Here is an 18752-nt window from a genome sequence, read left to right as displayed (position 1 = left end):
GTCCATACCGAGTTCCCCCGGTCGGACAATTCGGACTCTACCGGGTGGACCCCCACGCCAGCACTGTCACCAGCAGGTCATCGCAAGCGGCACGCGCGTATTGTGCCCGAGTTGCCGAAGCGCGCCCGGCAAGGCACGCGCCGCCTACACCGCTAGCGCCTGACTGGCCGTTCCTTGTGCAGCATCGGCGGGAGAGGCCGAGATACAGGACCGATCGGGCAGGGCGCCTGCCACCAACGGATCCGTGGCGCCAACGCCGGTCGTCTCTCCTGAGCTTCAGCCGCGCCGGGTTCCGGGGCATACGCGGCGCCCAAGAGACTGCTCAACTTCGGGACCGGGCATAACGAACCCGCGACACATCGAAGAATAACAACCGCGCGGTATGTCCTTCGGTTACGTTCCTTTCGCTCAGCCAGGCAGTGGGGGTCTGCAAACAGGACGTCAGGATCTGGCTGGTCCGTAGAAAGGGGAGGAAGAAATTGACCGAGATCTCGAAGCCGCCGGTTCGCAGTGAGGGCGACGGCGGTGGCCGTATGAACAGTGCTGGCGCCCGCTGGGTGCTCGCATTCGATTCGTCGTGCGGCGTGTGTCAAAGCACCTCGAGCAAGGTGGCGCACGCGTGTGACCATCAGCTCGACGTGTTGCCGTTGAACAACGTGGACGTCGAGCAGTGGCGCACCACGGTCTATGGCGAGAACCCACCGTGGGCACCAACTCTTTTCCGGTTGCGCGGCGGCACCATTCGCGCGTGGACAGGTCGGTCGATGGCCCTCCAGCTGGTACGAGCTATCGGACTGCGATCCTCGCTGCGAGTCCTGCGGGCAATCGGGAACACCAACGAACCAGCTGCTGCACCGACTGCGCCCGCACAGGGCCATGTCAGCCGAAAGCGCTTTCTCAGCCAACTTGCTGTGGGCGGCGCAGTGGCGAGCGGCCTGGTCCTATTCGGTCGACTCCCCGCCCTTGCTGCACCAGCGCCGACGCCGGAAGATCTCTGGGTAAGCAAGAATCTCGAACGATTGCCGCAGAGCTACGACCAGTTCCTCAACTTTGATGCGGCCCACCGCAGGGCAATCTACCGCGCACTTCCCGCGGAGAAGCGGAGCGAACTCTGGGTTACGCAGTTCCAGCGGTACGTGAAAGCTCATCCCGCCTTGACCGCTGACCAGAAGACGGTGCTCGGCTCGGCCCAGAAGCTCGCCGGGCAGCAGTCGACCTTTGCCGATGCCCCCGTGTCCGACGACCTTCACCGTCAGCTGGAAGAACTCCGCCTGACGGCAATCGATGCCTTCGGGATGGACGAGGGACGTTCACTGTTCGCATCGTTGGGTCCCACCGATGCCAGCGCCGCGCGAGCGGCGGGGTGCGGTTGTTCGTGCACGAGCAACTGGTGCGCGGGCGCGTGTATCTGTTGTGGAAACTGCAACCAGTGCAGTTGTAGCTGCAGCAGTGTCGGGTGTGGAACCCTCCTGAGGTTCGCGTGCAACGGAACGTGCGCCTAACCACCTCGCCAGGTTCAGATTGAGGTCGTAGTCATTCGGCTTGCTTGGGCCGTCGGCCGCGGCCCCACGGTTGGACAGCCGTGGGGCCGGGCCCCAAGCAAATGCGACGAGTCGACTACACGCACGATGAAAGGGAACACCCCGGTGATCGAGACGCACCAGCTGACGAAGCGATACGGCCGAACCCTCGCTGTCGACGACCTGTCGTTCACTGCACGAGAGGGTCGCATCACCGCCCTCCTCGGTCGTCGGGGGGCAGGTAAATCGACCACCCTGCGGATGCTGATGGGACTCGACCATCCCACAAGCGGTCACGCGCTGATTGACGGGCGCCCAGTTCGAGACCTGAAACGACCGTCGACGAAGGTGGGGGCGGTACTCGATACAGGATGGGTATATCCATATCGTTCGGCTCGTATGCATCTGCGCTGGTTAGCGCTGTCTGGAGGGCTCTCCCTCCGACGTGTGGATGCTGTACTGGAACAGGTCGATCTGGCGTATGCCGCAGACAAGAGAATCGATAGCTTCTCCCGCGGGATGTTGCTCCGGCTCGGGATTGCGGCCGCCCTTCTCGGAGACCCGCCAGTTGTGGTCGTCGACGAGCCATTCGACGAGCGCGAGGCCGTCGATGTCGCGTGGATCCGTGGCGTGCTGACACAGTTCGTCCGCGACGGTCGGACGGTGCTGGTAGCCGACCGTGTAGTGGCTGAGATCGCGATGTTCGCCGAGGACTTGGTGATCCTCCACCACGGTCGCCTTGTCTCCCAATGCACGACCGACGAGTTCGTCGCGCAAACAGGTTCCGACATATTGAAGGTGCGATCCCCGCAGCTGTCCAAGCTCAACGAAGCGCTGCACGCCAAGGGAATTCCAACTTCCAGCACCGACAGCATTCACATCGAGCATGGCGCAGAGCACGCGCCGAGCCTGTTGGTCGCGACCGCCCAGCGCCACGAGGTGGCAACCATCGCCGCGACAGAGGAGCTCGTACTCTCGGAGGTCACGACCTCCCGAAGTTCGCTCGACGAGACATTCGCGACTCTGATCAGCAGTGCCGGCGGTACCCCTACGTGACTGATAGACGAGACGGAACCTCAGGATCGGATCTGGTGCACATGTTGGCGGCGGAACTCGTCAAACTCATCTCCATGCGAACCACTCGATGGTGTGGTGGGCTGACCGTGGTCGTAGCCGTCGGCCACGCCCTGCTGTGGGCAGATATCAACCGCCTTGCAACCGATCCGGACACGCCCACGCAGGCCGCGCGCAACCTTCCCCCGTCGGTCATGGCGACACAGCTCGGATGCGTGCCGGGCCTTGTACTCGTCATGATCATGGCGGCCCTCGCGGCAACCACTGAATATCGCACCGGAACAATCCAGCTCACGTTTCAGACAGAACCCAATCGGGGCAAGGTGCTTCTTGCCAAGACAGTCGCCGCCAGCCTTCTGGCCTGGGTGATCGGCGAAGTCGCAGCCTGGCTGGCTTACGGAACCGCCAAGCTCGTCAACCACGCGGGCGTCGGGTCTATCACCAGCGGCGCAGAGGTGCGCACCATCGCGGGAACCGGACTGATCTATGCGGTCGGCGCTGCAATCGCCGTCGCTGTCGGAATGGTCGTCAGAAGCACCGTCGCCGCGGTAGCACTCATCCTGATTTACACGGTGATCGTCGAGAACTTCATAGCCGCGGTTCCGTCTATCGGATCCAAGATCGAACCGTGGATGCCCTTCACGATGGCAACGCAATTCGTACTCGACGGCAGAACCGAGACCCTCGACGGGCTTCCCTGGCTCGAGACCAGCGCGGCTCTTCCGTCCTGGTGGGCGCTCGCATACATCATCATCCTCGCCGCAACGCTCACCACAACGACAGCAATCGTGGTCACGAAACGCGATGCATAGAACTGAGTAGCGACTGTCGGGTCGCGTCGTTGCCTGCGCCGAGCTCGCCACCAGCTGTCCGGGCGGGGTCAACCTAGACCTGGCAGTGTGGTTCGACGCGTTCGAGCCACCCCGTACCCACGACCCCGAACGAGGCTTCCGCCGCTAGGACTTAGCCTCGGACTGAACGCGAACTCGACCTCCTGTTCGGCGCGACGGGATTCGCGGGCAGGTGGCCGCGCACTACCTCGCCGCGGCACCAGCCAGTGCACGAATCGCGTATGACCAACGCAGTGGCGACGGCGGCGGTGGTCGCGGCCTTCACCAGCAGTACGTCGAGACGGTTGCGTGACCCGGGCCCGGCGCACCACCGTGTATTCCCCGGCCAGAACGTCCAGGACGTTCGTCAGCGATGGCCGGGGTGCGTTGCTGTTGGATCAGGTCGCGAGTTGTTCGAATCGCTGCTGCATCGTGCGGATCGAGTCCAGTTCCAACCCCCATCCGTTCGGGGTCTGTCCGAGTCGGACTGTGATCGGGGTGCCGCGCGGCGGGAAGCCCGGATTCTGGCTGAGGAACATGACATTGGCCGACCATCGGGTTCCGGCGTCGTCTTCGATCATCATGCCGGCCACGGATAGCTCGATCGGGGAGAGTGACCTCGTGGAGATGGTTTCGGAGAGAAGCGTGGTGGCTTCGCCTGCGGCGATCGGGTCACCGGCGACGGCAGCCTGCTTGTCGGCGGCCGATGCGGCCGGGTCGAGTAGCACCGCGAGTGTCGTCTTCACGATCTCGTTGGTCGGCGCTTCTGCTTGTCTCGGTGCGCTCTGAGTCGACGTCGTCGTTGGCTGGCTGCCTTGCTCGTTGGAGCATGCGGCCAGGCCAGTGGACAGGGCCACCAAGAGGGTTCCTACTGCGATAGCGGGCTTGATTCGAAGCGTCTTCATTGTGTTTCGACCTAGTTCTTCCGGGGGAACGCTGTCGGGTGTCGGAACTGGTTGCACGCGCTACGCGGCGACGTCGATCGAGTCAATTCGGCCATCGACGATTTCGATGACGGTGTCAGCGTAGTCACGGGCGAGGGGGTCGTGCGTGGCGACGACAACGGTCACGCCCGATTGCGCCTGTGCTCGTAGTAGTTCAAACAACGAGACGGAGTTCTTGCGGTCCAGCGCGCCGGTGGGCTCGTCGGCGAGCAGCACCTGCCGGTTTCCGAGCAACGCACGGGCGACGCCGACTCGTTGACGTTGTCCTCCGGACAGCTGTCGCGGGAATCGCTTCTCGAGCCCATTGAGTCCTACGTCGGCGAGGATGGTGCGCCCGAGTGGTTCGACGGCCCGTCTGCTCTTTCCGCCTGATACGGAGGGGAGGATGACGTTCTCGATGGCCGTGAACTCTTCGATGAGGTTGTGGTCTTGGAAGACCACTCCGATGTCTTCACGACGCATCAGCGCCCTGGCATCCGACCTCATGGTGCCGATGTCGTGGCCCGCGCCGAGAACTGATCCGGAGTCCGCGGTGTCGAGGCCTGCCATCAGGTTGATCAGTGTGGTCTTACCGGATCCGCTGGCGCCGTAGAGGGCGACGAACTCACCGCATCCGATGTCGAGGGAGATGCCGTTTACCGCCCTGGTCACCTCGGCACCCGAGACGTACTTGCGGATGACGGACTTCAATGAAACTACGGGGGTCCTAGACCTTGACAACTTCTGCTCCTTCGGGAGTTTCTACAGGCTCGGTGCCCGATTGCTTGCGTGTCCGGCCGAGCTTCAACCCACGCGCGACCATGAAGTAGGCGACAACTGCGCCGACCAGGAAGCTCATCGCAACGATGTAGTACATCGACCACGGGATCGGGATGCTGCTCACGGCTTCAGTGACGGCGTCCTGATTGAACGTGGTGATGACCCACACGCTCAGGAAGCCTGCGATCTCGCCGAACACGAGCGATGTCAGCAGGATCGGCAACAGATACAGGCCAGCGGTGTTGCGGAGCCATTTCTCGGGGATACCGGCCGCATGGAGAGCGCGAACTACCGGCCGCAATCTCGTGATGACGGCGCGGCTGACCGACAGTGAAAGGACGACGACCAGGATTCCCATCAGCCAGACTGACAGCTGGAGTGATCTCGGCACGGGAAGGACGTCCTGCGTCTTGTTGATGACGATGGACAGGTCGATGAATCGCCCGTTCTGCTCGCGGTAGTCAGCGGCCTTGGTGGTCTGTTCGTCGGTGAGGGCGCTGTAGAGGCTGCGGGGCGCACTGAGCGGCCAGTCGTGTTCGAGGGCAGTCTGTAGAAGCACCAGTCCGTGGATGTTGCTGCCGAAGGCGAACTCTCGCGGAATTTCGACGTGCATCGCGGGCAGGACCTCGAATGCGGGCGGTGCGGTCATCGTGGCGGTGCCGATGAGGGCATCGCGGTCGGTGGCGAAGTCACTCAGGACACCGCCGTCACGGAGAAGCGCTTGTTGGGCATCGGAGAGCGTGGCGCCCAGCCACGTCTCCACGTCGACTTCGTTGTCGAAGGCTCGCAGGCTGCCGATTCTGGGTGGAGCGCCGATGGTGACGAACACAGAGTTGTCGGGTGCGTCAGGATTCGAGTACCCGATGCTGTAGACGTCGATGGGGTCACTTAGTGAGGTTCTTGCTTCGAAGTCGGACCTGTCCTCGGGCCGAATGGGTGCCGCACTGTCCATCCCACCGTTGATTTCCACGTATCCGGGCGGGATCTCGGCGATCTGTGTGGTATTCGATAGCTGCTTCACCAGTGGTGCGGTAGTCGAGAGCATGAGTGGAGTTGCCACAGCAACGGTCAACAGGAGGACAATGAAGCTCGTTCGCATCCGTTCCTGCGCAAGGATTCGGCTGACGAGCACGCCGCTCATCCCGAGTCGTCTCACGAGTAGTGGGGTGAGCAGTAGCAGCAGGCTTCCTGTGCATGCGGTGAGGAAGATGATCGCCAGCCCGGATCGCTCGTATTGTTCCGGGCCGTGAGTCTCGGCCTGGTAGCCGCTGATCAAGACCCATGCTGCTGCGACGCAGACCGTCAGCACGGTGGCCGCGCCGAGGTAGGGCAGGATCGTGCGGACGACTGGGTGGCGGGCTCGTCCTGTTCGGGAGCTGGCTGCGATCTTCGGGTAGAGCACGACCGCACCGACGACGATGCCGGCAACCGCAAGGAGTAGCAGTCTCGGGATCTCACCGAAGGGCCAGACCACTGGGGACAGCACACGGTGGACCCAGCCCGAAAGCACTGGTCGTATGAGGTATCCGAAGGCTGCGCCGACAGCCACACCGCCGACGACGAAGAGCGTGATGCCGGCGGCGCAGGCGAGGAAGAATCCGCCGAATATTGCGCGGCGGCGAACACCGGCCTTGTCGAAGACCGCCTCGCTCTGGCGCAACCACGCCATGAGCAGCACCAGCGCGAAGACCGAGAACACCACCGGGAGGACGACCGCGGGGATGGTGTATTCAAGATTTCGGTCGTGGGCTGAGTAGCGGTCCTTGGCGAGCACGTCGCTTCGGTTGTAGTACAGCGGGTTTGGTGGGGAGTTGAACTTCCCGAGGTATCCGTCGAGCACTTCCTGTTGCGATTCGATCTGATCCAACACCGGACGGGGATCATCGCCGTTCCAGAAGAGCGTGGAGGTAAAGGCAGCGTCCCGGCGTGGGGAGAAGTACCGATCCGGCAGGGTTCTCATCGTGCCGGGGCCCGCCAGCATCTCCCGGGTGTTCTGCCGATAGTTGTTGACGTATGTGCCGACGACTACCCAGCCTTCGTTGGCATCAGCGAGGAAGGGAGAAACTTCCGAGCCGATGTTCAGCTCGGTGGACAGTTCCTCGGATACTGCCAGCTCGCGCGGGGCCTGGGGGAAGCGTCCACCGGTCAGCTCGATTGCGTCCGGGTACGGATTGGGGTCCCATTCCGATTCTCGGATCGAGACGGGTCTGCCGTGCTCGTCGAGGACGGGTTGTCCGTCGCTTCGTATCGGGACGGTGAGCGCGATCTCGACCCTGCCCATGCGCTCGAACAGGCCAGTGTCGACCGGGTAGTCCGGGGTGAGGAACACCGGGGGAAGGTTGGCCGCGAAATCCGCGGTTCCGCCGCGCTCTTCAGTTTGTTGCTGGGGCGACGGTTGGAGCGCGTTCAGGCTCATGAAGATCGTTGCCACGATCGCGGCCGCCAGCCCCAGCAGCGAGAAGGACGCGAGCAGTGGGCGGTAGCGCAGAAGGCCGCGCGCGATGAAGACGGATGCAGAAATGGTGCTTCCCCCGTACAAAAGTTCTTCTACACCAGAAGATTCCGGTATCGCCATGAGTGAGGACGCTGATAGGCCAGAGTGACATTCACCGCGCTACACGCGCTGTCCACACTTACGGCACGACGCAGCTCTGGCGCTTAGGAATGGACATGCCCGCTTCGACCCGCGGTCGCACAATGCACCACCGCAGATCGAAGCGGGCCTACCATCGGAACGATCGTCAGCAGCCCTGGGCGCTGTTGTTGGTCCCCCAGGACGTGAGCTTGTCGTTCTCGTTTGCCCACACTGCCGACGCCCAGTAGTTGGGGACCATCGGAAGGCACATCCCGCCTCCGTTGGCGTGTTCCCACCAAGAGTTGCGGTAGTTGCTGCGGTTGATCCACGACGACATACGGTCGTTGGCACCGCTTGACACGTTCTCCCGCCAGAAGAACGGCGTACGCGTTCCGAGCCAACTGGTGTAGTTGATGTTGTCGAAGATACCGACCTCGCCCGGGCCAACCCGGAATTGCTCGTCGGCCGAAGCGATGCCCGCACCCGGTGCGATCATCACTGCGAGCGACGCTGCTGCCCCCGCCAGAGCCATCCTGGCTTTGAACCTGTTCATTGGTTCCCCCTCAGTAAGACGCTCGAGTCACCAGCAGCGACCCAAGCTGCGGACAAGCATGACCCAAGGGACAGTATGCGCACAGGACGCACCGGATGGTCGGTTTTGTTTCTGGTGATGAAACTGTGATCTCAGTCGGATACGGTCGCCAGCAGCACCCGGGTACCCATCGGCGATCCAGACGATGTAGCCATTGCCGCGCACGCGATCGAGCAAGCAGCCCAACTGCACACTCCCCCTGCGGATCACGGAGCGGACTCCCGTGGAGGACGGTCGACGGCGGGCATGCGGTCAGTTCAGGGGTCCGATCCAGTGGTGAGGTGTGCGGACCAGTTGCGGTGGCATCCGTATCGGTGTCGCGGTCTCGTCGAAGTAGCCGCGGTAGGCGATCAGGCCCCGCTCGGGATGTCCGGTGTCCGGGTCGATGTCGCCGAGCAGATAGATCCGCAGTGCGGCGTCGTCGAACTCGGCGAACACCGCGCGGACCCATGCCTCCGGCTCGTGCGATTCCACGTGCCGGCGCGCACCTGACGCGCTGTCGGTGCTCGCCACGGTCACTGTCACGACGGTCCCGGAGACGGCGGGATCCCATCGACCTTGCCCGACGTCGAACCGTCGGGCAACGATCGTGACGGTGAGGGTGACGTTCTCGGTCGCGAGAGCGTCCGCGACGACGGTGCACGTGAACGCGTCACCTGAGCTGGTCACGAGCGAGGGAAACCGGTGGGTGTCGCGGATCCGGGCCGCCAGGAAAGCGCGGTCGTTCTCCATGTCGCCGAGGCCGGGTTACGCGGCTGCGCCGGAGTGCGTCGCGGCGAGCGCGGTGAGCCAGTCCGCAAGGTCCTGCATGGCCGCCTCACGGTCGATGGTGGCCTGACGCACCTCGTCCACAGGGACCGCGGGCACCTGGGTGTAGCGGGCGGCGGCAGACTTCACGTGTTCGGCCATCGCCCACTGGATTTCGGCAGCCTCTCGCGCCCGCACGCCATCGGGTCCGTCTGCGGCCTGAATCGCGCTCACCGCCAAGCGTGCCTGAAGCCACGGATCTGCCAGGGGCAGAGGCATGGCCGCGATCTCACGTCTGGTCAGGATGTCGCGGTGATCGCGTGCGCGGCTGGCGGCGCTGATCGTCGCGTAGACCGCGGTCAGCATGCCGACCGGGCCGAGCGTCATCGTCAACGCCACAGCTGTCGGAGGCTCCGGTGTCGACCACGGCTGCACGACGAGCATCACGATGCCGGCGACCATGACCAGCCCGGTAGCGACAGTGATGGCGGCCGCGATCTTCACCAGCAGTACCTCGAGACGGCTGCGTGACCCGGGCCGGCGCACCACCGTGTGCTCCCCGACCAGCACGTCCATGACGTTTGTCAGCGGTCTCATGTTCATCGGTGTCGGTCTCCTCATCCGTCGATCTGGTCGAAGGCGGACCGGAACGCCGCGAGGGTGGCCGCATCCATCCGGTAGGCGCGAACCTTCTGGAACGCGCGGTTGTTCGGGTCGTAGACGCTGGTGAACACGGCGGGCAGGCCCTCACGGATCTCGCCGCGCCCGGCAAGACGGGCGATCGCCTTGGTGATCGGCCCGGTCGACCCGCGCAACGTCTCCCCGCCCTCGCGCAGCGCGTCCGAGGTCAGCACGCCGTCCCACTCGACGAGCAAGCGCAGGAACCGCACCTGTGTCTGCTTCAGCTCGGCCAGCAGGGCCGCCGCTTCGTCCTGGTTCCACACGATCTGGACAACGTGATGTTCGCGGCCGGCGGCCGCGAGGGCGTTGGTGACCGCGGCGAGTTCGGCGGGGGTCACGTCGGAGATCACGATCTTCACCATGCCGAAAGTTTTACATAGGGTCTACATGAAGCGCAAGGTGGCCCGCGCACCGCGGCGCCACCTCTCCCGGCTCACGACTCACGACCGCATGAAGACGACACCTGACCTGCGACAATGACATGTCCCCGCCACGGCGGGGTTCGGTCAGTCCGTCGGACTGCACCGCGCAAGGACATCCGCGCACGCCACGAGGTCACCGAACGACTGGCCGCGGAAGGTCTCGGTCTCTCCGATCCCGCACACGCCGCGGCCACGGCCCGGCAGCTCGTCGCTGAACACCTGCACGCCCGGGATACGCCGAATGAAGTCGAGGACCTGAATCTCCAACTCCTTCAGTGCCGGCCGCGCCCCACCGGCGCCCGGGAGCGCGGAGAACGAGCCGGACTGCCAGTCACGCTCGACGGCCCATCCGTACCGGTTCCCGAACTCGGAGTCGAGCTTGCTGCGGCGGTTCTCCCAGACCGTCGAATATCCGACCTTGATCCACCCCGAATCGAACTCGACGAGGTAGATCTGTCCGCGGTCACCGCCGGGCCGCCACGGCTCCTTGCTGACCGTGATGTCGCCGAACGCGACTCCCCACCTTTCCTTCGTCCTGGCGTACTTCTCCTGCGCGGTATCGCCTTCGACTGCGACGACGATCTCTGGATCGTGCACGCTGCTCACCCTTCGTTGAGTGCAGTTCGGGCACTGATCCTGACCTACCCATCCGACATTTCCTGCTCGGCGCGGTCCTGTAGCGAGCCCCATACCGCGATGTGCACCAGGCACGACGAGCGTGCGGCCGCCGTTAGGGTGTGCCGATGACTGATCGCGAGTTCGACCTGGTCCTGTTCGGCGCGACGGGATTCGCCGGCGGCCTGACCGCGCACTACCTCGCGGCCGCCGCACCGGCAGGGGCACGGATCGCGTTGGCCGGCCGGTCACTGAGCAAACTCGCGGAGGTACACGCCGGGCTGCCGGCCGCCGCGCGTGAGTGGCCGCTGGTGCAGGCCGATTCGTCGGATCCGGCATCGCTGGATGCGCTCGCGGCCCGGACCCGCGTGGTCGTCACGACGGTCGGCCCGTACGTGCGGTACGGGCTGCCGCTGGCGCGGGCCTGCGCCCAGGCCGGGACGCACTACGCCGACCTCACCGGCGAGCCACTGTTCATCCGCGACTGCATCGTCCAGCTCGACGACGTTGCGGCCGCCAGCGGCGCGAAGATCGTCAACTCCTGCGGGTTCGACTCGATCCCGTCCGATCTGAGCGTCTACCAACTCCACCGCCAGGCGGTCACCGACAATGCCGGCGAACTCACCGACACCACGCTGGTGGCCGCCCTCAAAGGCGGCATGAGCGGCGGGACCGTCGACACCGCACGCGCCATGCTCGAAGCCGTCGCCGCAGATCCCGCCACAACCAAGGTGCTCTCGCACCCGTACTCGCTGAGCCCAGACCGGGCGCGCGAGCCGAACGTCGGCCGCCAGACCGACCAGGCCCTCGAACGCGCCTCCGGGATCGACCCGGCCCTGCACGGATGGGTCGCGACATTCCTGATGGCACAGCACAACACCAAGATCGTCAGGCGCAGCAACGCACTGCTCGACTGGGCGTACGGCCAGAAGTTCCGCTACCGCGAGGTCATGAGCACCGGCAGCTCCCGGCTCTCGCCCGTGTACGCGGCCGCCGTCTCCGGTGGCATCGTCGCGATCATGGTCACCGGCACCGTCCTGTCGAAGATCAAGGCCGGCCGATGGCTCCTCGACCGCGCCCTCCCCAAGCCGGGAACCGGACCGAGCGAGAACACCCGCCGCACCGGCTGGTTCACCATGACCACCTTCGCCGACACCACCACCGGCACCCGGTACCGGTGCACCTTCACCGCCCAAGGCGATCCCGGCTACCAGGCCACCGCGGTCATGCTCGGCGAAGCCGGCCTCGCCCTCGCGTTCGACACACTCCCCGGACGGGCCGGGATCCTCACCCCGGCCGCCGCGATGGGCGACGCGCTCACCGAGCGACTGGCCGCCGCCGACGGATTCACTCTCGAGGTCGAGGGCGCCTGAGTCGAGAGTTCGGCCGCCGCCGTCCGCCTCTCCTCCAACGATCTCGACACCACGTCTGAGCATCTGACCCACGCCCCAGACGTCCGCGAAACTCAGCCCTGAACTGCGATGCCGACCGGGGTCGTGGCGCTCAGGATCAGGCATGCCTGGCATACGGGACCCTTCTCGATGACCCCGAACGCGGCTTCCGCCGCTAGCAGATCTGTTGAACTCCTGAAGACTCCGGTGTTGCCTCTTCAACTTTCGCTGTTCTAACTACTGGAGTTAGTACAAAGTGTGACCCGTCCATGATCGGACTCCTGCGGTCCAATTAACGATGTTTGACCGTTTTTCCGAGAAGCTCAGCTCGTTCACATCCAGTGAGCAGTCACTTCACGGGAACATAGGGGGTTAGGTGAGTAACCACTCACGACATCGATCGAAGTATTCGATCAGCAACCGAAAGAGGGCAGGGGTCGTCCTCTCGGTTATGGCAATAGCAGCAACGCTCACCGTGAGCAGCGCGGGCACCGCACTCGCGCAGGAGAACCCGGACGGCGTCCGTATCGAACAAAGCGCCACATCAACTGCGCCGCCGACACCCACAGCGGCACCGGCGACCTCTCCGGCACCCCGGCCTGCCGACCGCATCGCGTCGCCGACCGAGGCCCCTCCCTCTGCGTACGAGGAAGTCGCGCAACGTCCGGTCCGCGAACCAGCGAAGGCGGCCAAGCTCAGCGGACAGGCGCTGGTGCGGGCTCAGCAACATGCCCTGACCGTTCCGGCCGACCAACTTCCCGAACTGCCGGAGGGTGCCGCCGCCCGACGCCAGATCCAGGATCTGCCAGCAGGTATCACCGCAGAGGACGCGGAACTAGCCGAGCGTATGGCGATGGTCGTCAACTCCAACTGCCAGTTCTATGCCCCGTCTCCGCACGCGGTGTGTGGGGCGATCCGCGACAAGTACAACGCGATGGGTGGGCCCAGCAGCTGGCTGAGCTGGCCGAACTCCCCCGAGTACCAGAACCCAGGGAATACCGGAGCCCGATCCGAATTTCTGAACGGCAGCATCTACTGGTCAGCGTCTACCGGAGCGGGGACTGCCCCCACTTCGGTTGACTCGTGGGGTTGAGTGGTTCAGGCCGCGTATGCAGCCATGTTGATTGTCTCAAACTCGATCGGCGTGAGCTTCCCGAGGCGGCGTTGCCGGCGCTTGCGGTGGTAGGTCCGCTCGATCCAGATGACGATCGCCAGACGCAGTTGTTCCCGCGTGGACCAGCGTTGCCGATCCAGGACGTTCTTCTGGAGAAGAGCGAAGAACGACTCCATTGCAGCATTGTCACCGCATGCACCGACTCGCCCCATGGATCCCTGTAACCCGTTGCAGGACAGCTCATGTACGAACTTCCGTGACGGGAATTGACTCCCCCTGTCGGAGTGGACAATCGTTCCGGCCGGGTCGCGTTGATCGACAGCGTTACGCAACGCCGACACCGCCAACGACGCTCTCATTCGGGAGTCGATCGAGTATCCGACGATCCTGTTCGAGTACACGTCCTTGATCGCGCAGAGGTAGAGCTTGCCCTCGTCGGTGCGGTGCTCGGTGATGTCGGTCAGCCAGACCTCGTTGGGCCGCTCAGCGGCGAACTGGCGTTCGACGAGGTCGTCGTGGACCGGCGGACCGGCCTTTCTGTTCAGGCCTCGCTTCTTCGAGAACACCGACCAGATGCGCTCCTGTGAGCACAGCCTGGCGACGCGGTTCTCGCCGGCGGCGATTCCCCGGCCGGTCAGTTCGTCGGCAATGAAGCGGTAGCCGAAGGCGGGGTCGTCGGCATGGATCTGGTGGGCAGCGTTGATCAGGTGCGCGTCGTCCCAATCTCGTTGCTTGACTGGATCTTTCTTCCACTTGTAGAACGCTTGGGTGGAGAATCCGAGAACCCGGCAGGTCACTGTGACGGGCACTCCGTCAGCAGCGAGGTCGAGGACCAGCGGGAACATCATTTTGGGTTGACGTCCCGGGACAGGTAGGCGACGGCACGGCGCATGACCTCGGCTTCTTGCTCGAGGAGCTTGATTCGTTTACGGGCTTCCCGCAGCTCTGCGGATTCGTCGGAACCTGAGGTCTTCGCGCCGGCGTTGATGCCGTCCTCGCGGTCGGCGATCTTCAGCCAGCGGTGCAGACAGCCCTCGGAGATTCCGAAGTCCTTGGCGATCTGACGCAGCGGGGCCTCGCCCTTGCGGGCGACGGCGATGACGTCGCGGCGGAACTCCTCGGGGAACGGCTTCGGCATGTGGACATCCTTCCATCGTGAGGAGCGATCCTCACAGATCAGATGTCAACCAAACTGGGGGCAGTCCCGACCGTGCCGGAGAAGGGCTGACCCATTCGATCCTCGATCCAGCCAGCCGGTAAACCCTGCCCGTGCAAGACCTCGTCACTCCGCCACTCGCGTGTCATGACTCCATCTTGCTCGAAACAGTTACACGCGGCTGGGTGCACAGCATGGGAACAGCCGGCACTTCGTGGTCGACAGGCTTGAAGTGCGGAGCGAGGTCGAGCCGATCTCCCATACTCACCAAGCGGGAAGAACGGATCTGGCCTCACCTTGGCGTCTGACACCTCCCGGATCCGGCGGGGATCCTCACCCCGGCCGCCGCGATGGGCGACGCGCTCACCGCACGACTGACCGCCGCCGACGGGTTCACCCTCGAGGTCGAGCCCGTCTAAGCCGGCCGGCTCGCCGTTGGGCATTCACCGGGGCGGGTTGCAGGCCTTGCAGTCGGCGTCGGCGATGAAGGTGGTGGAGATACCGCTGTCGACGAGTACGTTCAGCAGGAGATGTCGTCCTCGTCCGACGTTGAGGGGGATGTCGAGGGGCTGCCCCTCCTTGTCCAGGGCCATCTCCACGGCATCGGGGCAGTCCCACAACGCGATCGAGTAGTTGCCGCGGTAGGCGGTCCGGTAGCGGATGCCTTCCACCTTCGTCGCGGCGGGCTGGTCCTCGTAGATGGCCTGCGCCCACTGCTGGGTCAGCTCGCGATTCTCGTCCGTTGCGAGCGACGGGACCGCGCCGATGGCCATCGCCGCATTGGGCTGGTCCAGGTCGTAGGTGACAAAGCCTCAGCCGCGGGCGATCGAGCGAGTGACGGTGAACTTCGGGTTCCGGCCGACCTGTTCGGTGTCGCCGACCGTTGCCCGCAGGTCGGCGCGGTAGCCGAGATGCGAGTTGTACACCGTCCAGAGTTCACCGCCCGGGCGCAGCACCCGACCGGCGGCCCGGAACATCGACTCGGCGGCGCCGGTGTGGACCGCCGCGCCGACGTGGAACGGCGGATTGCACACGATCAGGTCGACACTGTCCGATGCGAGGCCGGACATCGCGTCGTCTCGCAGGACCGCGACCCGGTCGGCCACCCCGTTCGCGGCTGCGGTCGCCGACGCGGACGCGACGGCCGCGGCCGACTGGTCGGTGGCGATCACCTCGACGTCCGGCCGGAGCCGCGCGAGGGAGACCGCGAGGATCCCGGTACCGCACCCCAGATCGACGGCCGTGCGGGCACCGGGATCGGTGCGGGGCAGGAAGTCGAGGAGGAAGCGGGTGCCGATGTCGAGGGTGGCGCCTGCGAAGGCGGCGCCGTGGGCGACGATATCGAGATCCAGTTCCGCGAGGTGTTCGCGGTGGGGGAAACTCGGCGGCACGGGGGTGGGTTTCGCGGCGACGAGCACGCGCGACTTCTGTCTGCCCCGCGTGGCGTGGACATCGGCGAAGCACGTCGCGAGGACGTCGTTGAACGCGTGGGTCAGGTACTTGTCGCGTCCACCGGCATACACGACGACCGACGGGTCCGCGTACCGCGCAACGGTTTCCGCGATCTCCGTCAGCGCCGCGAGGCTGCGCGGCAGTTGCACGAGCACCACCGTCGCTCCGGACAGCAGGCTCTCCCCGAGCGGACACTGCCGGTAAGTCCCTGCCAGCGCCGCCCTTTCGGCGTTGCCCGACAGCGCACGCTCGCCGGTGAGCGGATCCTGATGCACCCGAACGTCACTCGCTCCGAAACCCGCGACCGCGCCGAGGGTCAGGGCACCGTAGTGGTCCCCGATCACCGCGACCTGCCCGGGCCCGGCGACAGTCAGCGCGGCGGCCGCCTCGTCGAGGACCAGGCGGTCGGCGCCGTCGACGGCGTACAGATTGGGCGCCTCGACGTCAGGGTGGCGTCGCAGGGTGGCGAAGAGTTCCTCGGGGACCGGCACGCGTCCAGTCTGTCAGGTGGACCGCTGCGTCAGCGGGACACCCACGTGACGACGGAGTCGAGGTCGGCGCGGGTGGTGCGAAACGCGTTCGCAGGGTGCGTGAGGTCCGGGTATCCGAATGAGATGGCACAGAGCACGTCACGGTCGTCGGGGATCTCGAAGAAGTCCCGGACGTACGGCGCGCACCCGGCGAGCGCGGCCTGCGGAACCGTCGCGACACCGAGGCTCTGCGCGGCGAGCAGGAAGGTGTTGACGTACAGACCGCAGTCGACGGCCGCATAGGTGCCGAGGGCCGCGTCGGTGGTGACGACGGCGACGTGCGGAGCGCCGAAGAGATCGAAGTTCTTCATCGTCTGCTCGGCGGAGGCCTGCCGGTCACCTGCGATGCCGAGGCTCGAGTAGAGCTGCATCGCGGTTTCCTTGCGCCGGTCCCGGTACACCCCGTGGTAGCCGGTCGGGAACGCGATGTCGGGGGCCTGTGGGACCGTCCGGATCGCGTCCGCGAGACCGACACGGAACCGCTCGGTGGCCTCGCCATCGGTGACCGCAACCTGCCACGGCTGGGTGTTGCACCACGACGGGGTGCGCTGCGCCATGGTGAGGATCTCGACGATCACGTCCTCGGGGACCTGGTCCGGGAGGAATGCCCGGCAACTGAACCGGGAGGAGAGCAGTGCGGCGAGCGTCGACGGCGCGACGGTGGTGTCGGTCACGAGATCAGATCCTAAGAAATGGCGGGTACCGCGCCGGAGCCGGATGTGCCCCTAGACGTTGCGCCCGTTGTTGCCCCACGTCACGGACACGCCGTTGTCGCGCAGCCATGCGGAGGGGTCGGTCTTGTTGCCCTGCGGGTCCCACACCTCGAAGTGCAGGTGCGGGCCGGTGGACTGGCCACGGTTTCCGACGGTGGCGATCTGCTCGCCAGCGGACACCTTCTGTCCGACGCTGACCCGGTAGTCGTTGATGTGCCCGTAGACGGTGATGCTGCGATCCTCGTGCATGACGCGGACCCACAGGCCGAAACCGGAGGCCTCACCGGCGGAGATGACGGTGCCGTCCTCGGCGGCCAGCACAGGCGTGCCGATCGGCGCGGCGATGTCGATACCACCGTGGTGCGCGCCCCACCGGGACCCGTAGTCGGAGGTCAACGTTCCGTTCACCGGCTGCACGGTGCGTGCAGGCAGCGGGTTGGTGGAGCCGGTCGGCTGGTTCTCGAGCCACTGCTTGGCGGTGGCGAAGCCGGGAATCGCGTCGGCCGCGAAGTCGGGGACCTCCACCGTGGCCGGGACCTCGACGCCGACGGACTTCAGTCCGGCGGTGACGTCGGCGGGCAGTGCCGCGACGTCGATCGTGGCGGCAGACGCCGTGGCGGTGGCGAACTGGGCCCCGCCGACGAAGATCGCACCGGTCGCAGCGGCCAGGGTGGCTGCCTTGACCCCCGTTCCGTGACCTTGTGCCGGAGCCCGGTGTCGGCCACGTGCCGCGTCGAGATCGACGACGGCGAACGCGAGGGTTCGCGCTCCTGAACTGCGATGATCTGCCACGGTCGGTATCCCATCCGTTGTTTTCGGTCGGCGGCGCACAGGTGGCTGCGCGCCGTTTGTCCGCGCCGAACATAACAAGATGGTCTCGGCCCCGTCCACCGAACGGCCGGTCGATCTCGTTTCGATCACCTGCGGTCGGGGCGGGTCGGCTCAGGAACCCCAGGTAGGAACGACTCCCCGCTCGCCGAGCCACGCATTCGGATCCATTCGGCTACCCGCGGCATCCCACACTTCGAAATGCAGGTGCGGTCCGGTGGACTGCCCGCGGTTGCCGACGGTCGCGATCTGCTGGCCCGCGGTGACGCGCTGACCCACGTGAACCGAGTAGGTCTCGATGTGGCCGTACACAGCGATCGTGCCGTCGTCGTGGCGGACACGGACCCACTGCCCGAAACCGGACGCAGGGCCCGCCGAGATGACCTCGCCGTCGGCAGCGGACTGGATCGGGGTTCCGATGGGGGCGGCGATGTCGATGCCGCCGTGGTGGGTACCCCAACGGGCACCGTAGCGAGAGCTCAGGGTTCCGGACACCGGCTGGACCGTCCGCGGCCCGACACTGCCCGTGTTGAACTGCGCGAGGAATCCGTTGGCCAAGCCCGCGAGGCCTGCGTCGGGTACGTCGACGACGGGCGCCGCGGTGCCCGCGGGAAGGACACCCGCCGGGATACGGACGGGTTCGGCGGCGGCGGTGCCCGCACCGAGCTGAATGCCCGCGACGGCGATCGCGCCGGTCACGGCGGCGGTTGCGGCGAGCTTGGCGCGGCGGGTGAGCGAGTGAGAACGAGTAACCGTCCTGTGGGTGTCGGCCACAGTTGTTTCCTTCAATCTTCTTCGTTGACTCGGTC

Annotated in this window: 19 protein-coding genes; 5 read left to right on the top strand and 14 right to left on the bottom strand. The window is 65.4% G+C overall.

Annotation, left to right across the window (positions count from 1 at the left end):
- The first annotated feature begins 479 nt into the window (after nt 1-479).
- The 3 genes from FFS72_RS10075 (at nt 480) to FFS72_RS10065 (ending at nt 3406) form a co-directional block, all read left to right on the top strand.
- Nucleotides 480-1502, top strand: coding sequence for a bacteriocin fulvocin C-related protein (locus tag FFS72_RS10075; protein WP_137873812.1), 1023 nt, complete (start codon nt 480-482; stop codon nt 1500-1502).
- A 144-nt stretch (nt 1503-1646) separates the two neighbouring features.
- A complete protein-coding gene (locus FFS72_RS10070; RefSeq protein ID WP_137873811.1) occupies nt 1647-2576 on the top strand; it encodes an ABC transporter ATP-binding protein in 930 nt (309 codons plus the stop codon).
- A gap of 35 nt (nt 2577-2611) precedes the next feature.
- Complete coding sequence (locus FFS72_RS10065; protein WP_137873810.1) at nt 2612-3406, top strand: ABC transporter permease subunit; 795 nt, start codon at nt 2612-2614, stop codon at nt 3404-3406.
- A gap of 416 nt (nt 3407-3822) precedes the next feature.
- Here FFS72_RS10065 and FFS72_RS10060 read toward each other — a convergent pair whose 3' ends face one another.
- The 8 genes from FFS72_RS10060 to FFS72_RS10025 all read right to left on the bottom strand — a co-directional run bounded on the left by FFS72_RS10060 (nt 3823) and on the right by FFS72_RS10025 (nt 10741).
- A complete protein-coding gene (locus FFS72_RS10060) occupies nt 3823-4170 on the bottom strand; it encodes a hypothetical protein (protein WP_137873809.1) in 348 nt (115 codons plus the stop codon).
- Nucleotides 4171-4389: 219 nt separating this feature from the next.
- On the bottom strand, nt 4390-5019 hold the full coding sequence (locus tag FFS72_RS10055; protein WP_212744343.1) for an ABC transporter ATP-binding protein: 630 nt from the start codon (nt 5017-5019) through the stop codon (nt 4390-4392).
- A gap of 55 nt (nt 5020-5074) precedes the next feature.
- Entirely contained in the window at nt 5075-7702 is a 2628-nt protein-coding gene (locus FFS72_RS10050) for a hypothetical protein (protein ID WP_137873808.1), read from the bottom strand.
- 166 nt (nt 7703-7868) lie between these two features.
- A complete protein-coding gene (locus tag FFS72_RS10045; RefSeq protein WP_137873807.1) occupies nt 7869-8255 on the bottom strand; it encodes a hypothetical protein in 387 nt (128 codons plus the stop codon).
- Nucleotides 8256-8546: 291 nt separating this feature from the next.
- On the bottom strand, nt 8547-9026 hold the full coding sequence (locus FFS72_RS10040) for an N-formylglutamate amidohydrolase (RefSeq protein ID WP_137873806.1): 480 nt from the start codon (nt 9024-9026) through the stop codon (nt 8547-8549).
- Nucleotides 9027-9041: 15 nt separating this feature from the next.
- A complete protein-coding gene (locus tag FFS72_RS10035; RefSeq protein WP_137873805.1) occupies nt 9042-9644 on the bottom strand; it encodes a hypothetical protein in 603 nt (200 codons plus the stop codon).
- A 14-nt stretch (nt 9645-9658) separates the two neighbouring features.
- Nucleotides 9659-10084 carry a hypothetical protein gene (locus FFS72_RS10030; RefSeq protein ID WP_137873804.1) on the bottom strand — a complete coding sequence of 142 codons (426 nt, stop codon included), beginning with the start codon at nt 10082-10084 and terminating at the stop codon, nt 9659-9661.
- Between the two features lie 144 nt (nt 10085-10228).
- A complete protein-coding gene (locus FFS72_RS10025; protein WP_137873803.1) occupies nt 10229-10741 on the bottom strand; it encodes a hypothetical protein in 513 nt (170 codons plus the stop codon).
- A gap of 146 nt (nt 10742-10887) precedes the next feature.
- Here FFS72_RS10025 and FFS72_RS10020 point away from each other — a divergent pair, with 146 nt between their 5' ends.
- Complete coding sequence (locus tag FFS72_RS10020) at nt 10888-12132, top strand: saccharopine dehydrogenase family protein (protein ID WP_137873802.1); 1245 nt, start codon at nt 10888-10890, stop codon at nt 12130-12132.
- 469 nt (nt 12133-12601) lie between these two features.
- Nucleotides 12602-13243: an LGFP repeat-containing protein gene (locus tag FFS72_RS26780; RefSeq protein ID WP_249353225.1), complete on the top strand. Its 642-nt coding sequence runs from the start codon at nt 12602-12604 to the stop codon at nt 13241-13243.
- Between the two features lie 5 nt (nt 13244-13248).
- On the opposite strand, the gene FFS72_RS10010 is transcribed toward FFS72_RS26780, so the two are convergent.
- From FFS72_RS10010 to FFS72_RS09985, 6 genes are all read right to left on the bottom strand, one after another.
- A protein-coding gene (locus tag FFS72_RS10010; protein WP_137873801.1) for an IS3 family transposase occupies nt 13249-14402 on the bottom strand; the annotation gives its coding sequence in 2 pieces (ribosomal slippage) (nt 13249-14114 and nt 14114-14402; 1155 coding nt in all).
- A gap of 461 nt (nt 14403-14863) precedes the next feature.
- Nucleotides 14864-15193, bottom strand: coding sequence for an RES domain-containing protein (locus FFS72_RS10005; protein WP_137873800.1), 330 nt, complete (start codon nt 15191-15193; stop codon nt 14864-14866).
- Nucleotides 15194-15232: 39 nt separating this feature from the next.
- Nucleotides 15233-16363 carry a class I SAM-dependent methyltransferase gene (locus FFS72_RS10000; RefSeq protein WP_137873799.1) on the bottom strand — a complete coding sequence of 377 codons (1131 nt, stop codon included), beginning with the start codon at nt 16361-16363 and terminating at the stop codon, nt 15233-15235.
- A gap of 29 nt (nt 16364-16392) precedes the next feature.
- Nucleotides 16393-17076 carry a nitroreductase gene (locus FFS72_RS09995; RefSeq protein ID WP_137873798.1) on the bottom strand — a complete coding sequence of 228 codons (684 nt, stop codon included), beginning with the start codon at nt 17074-17076 and terminating at the stop codon, nt 16393-16395.
- Nucleotides 17077-17127: 51 nt separating this feature from the next.
- Entirely contained in the window at nt 17128-17907 is a 780-nt protein-coding gene (locus tag FFS72_RS09990; protein WP_137873797.1) for a M23 family metallopeptidase, read from the bottom strand.
- A 150-nt stretch (nt 17908-18057) separates the two neighbouring features.
- Entirely contained in the window at nt 18058-18717 is a 660-nt protein-coding gene (locus tag FFS72_RS09985) for a M23 family metallopeptidase (protein WP_137873796.1), read from the bottom strand.
- Between the last annotated feature and the right edge of the window lie 35 nt (nt 18718-18752).

The sequence above is a fragment of the Rhodococcus sp. Q genome, assembly GCF_005503035.1.
Lineage (GTDB): Bacteria > Actinomycetota > Actinomycetes > Mycobacteriales > Mycobacteriaceae > Rhodococcus_G.
The sequence above is the reverse complement of the archived record's forward strand: the minus strand, read 5'-3'. Positions and strand labels throughout refer to the sequence as shown.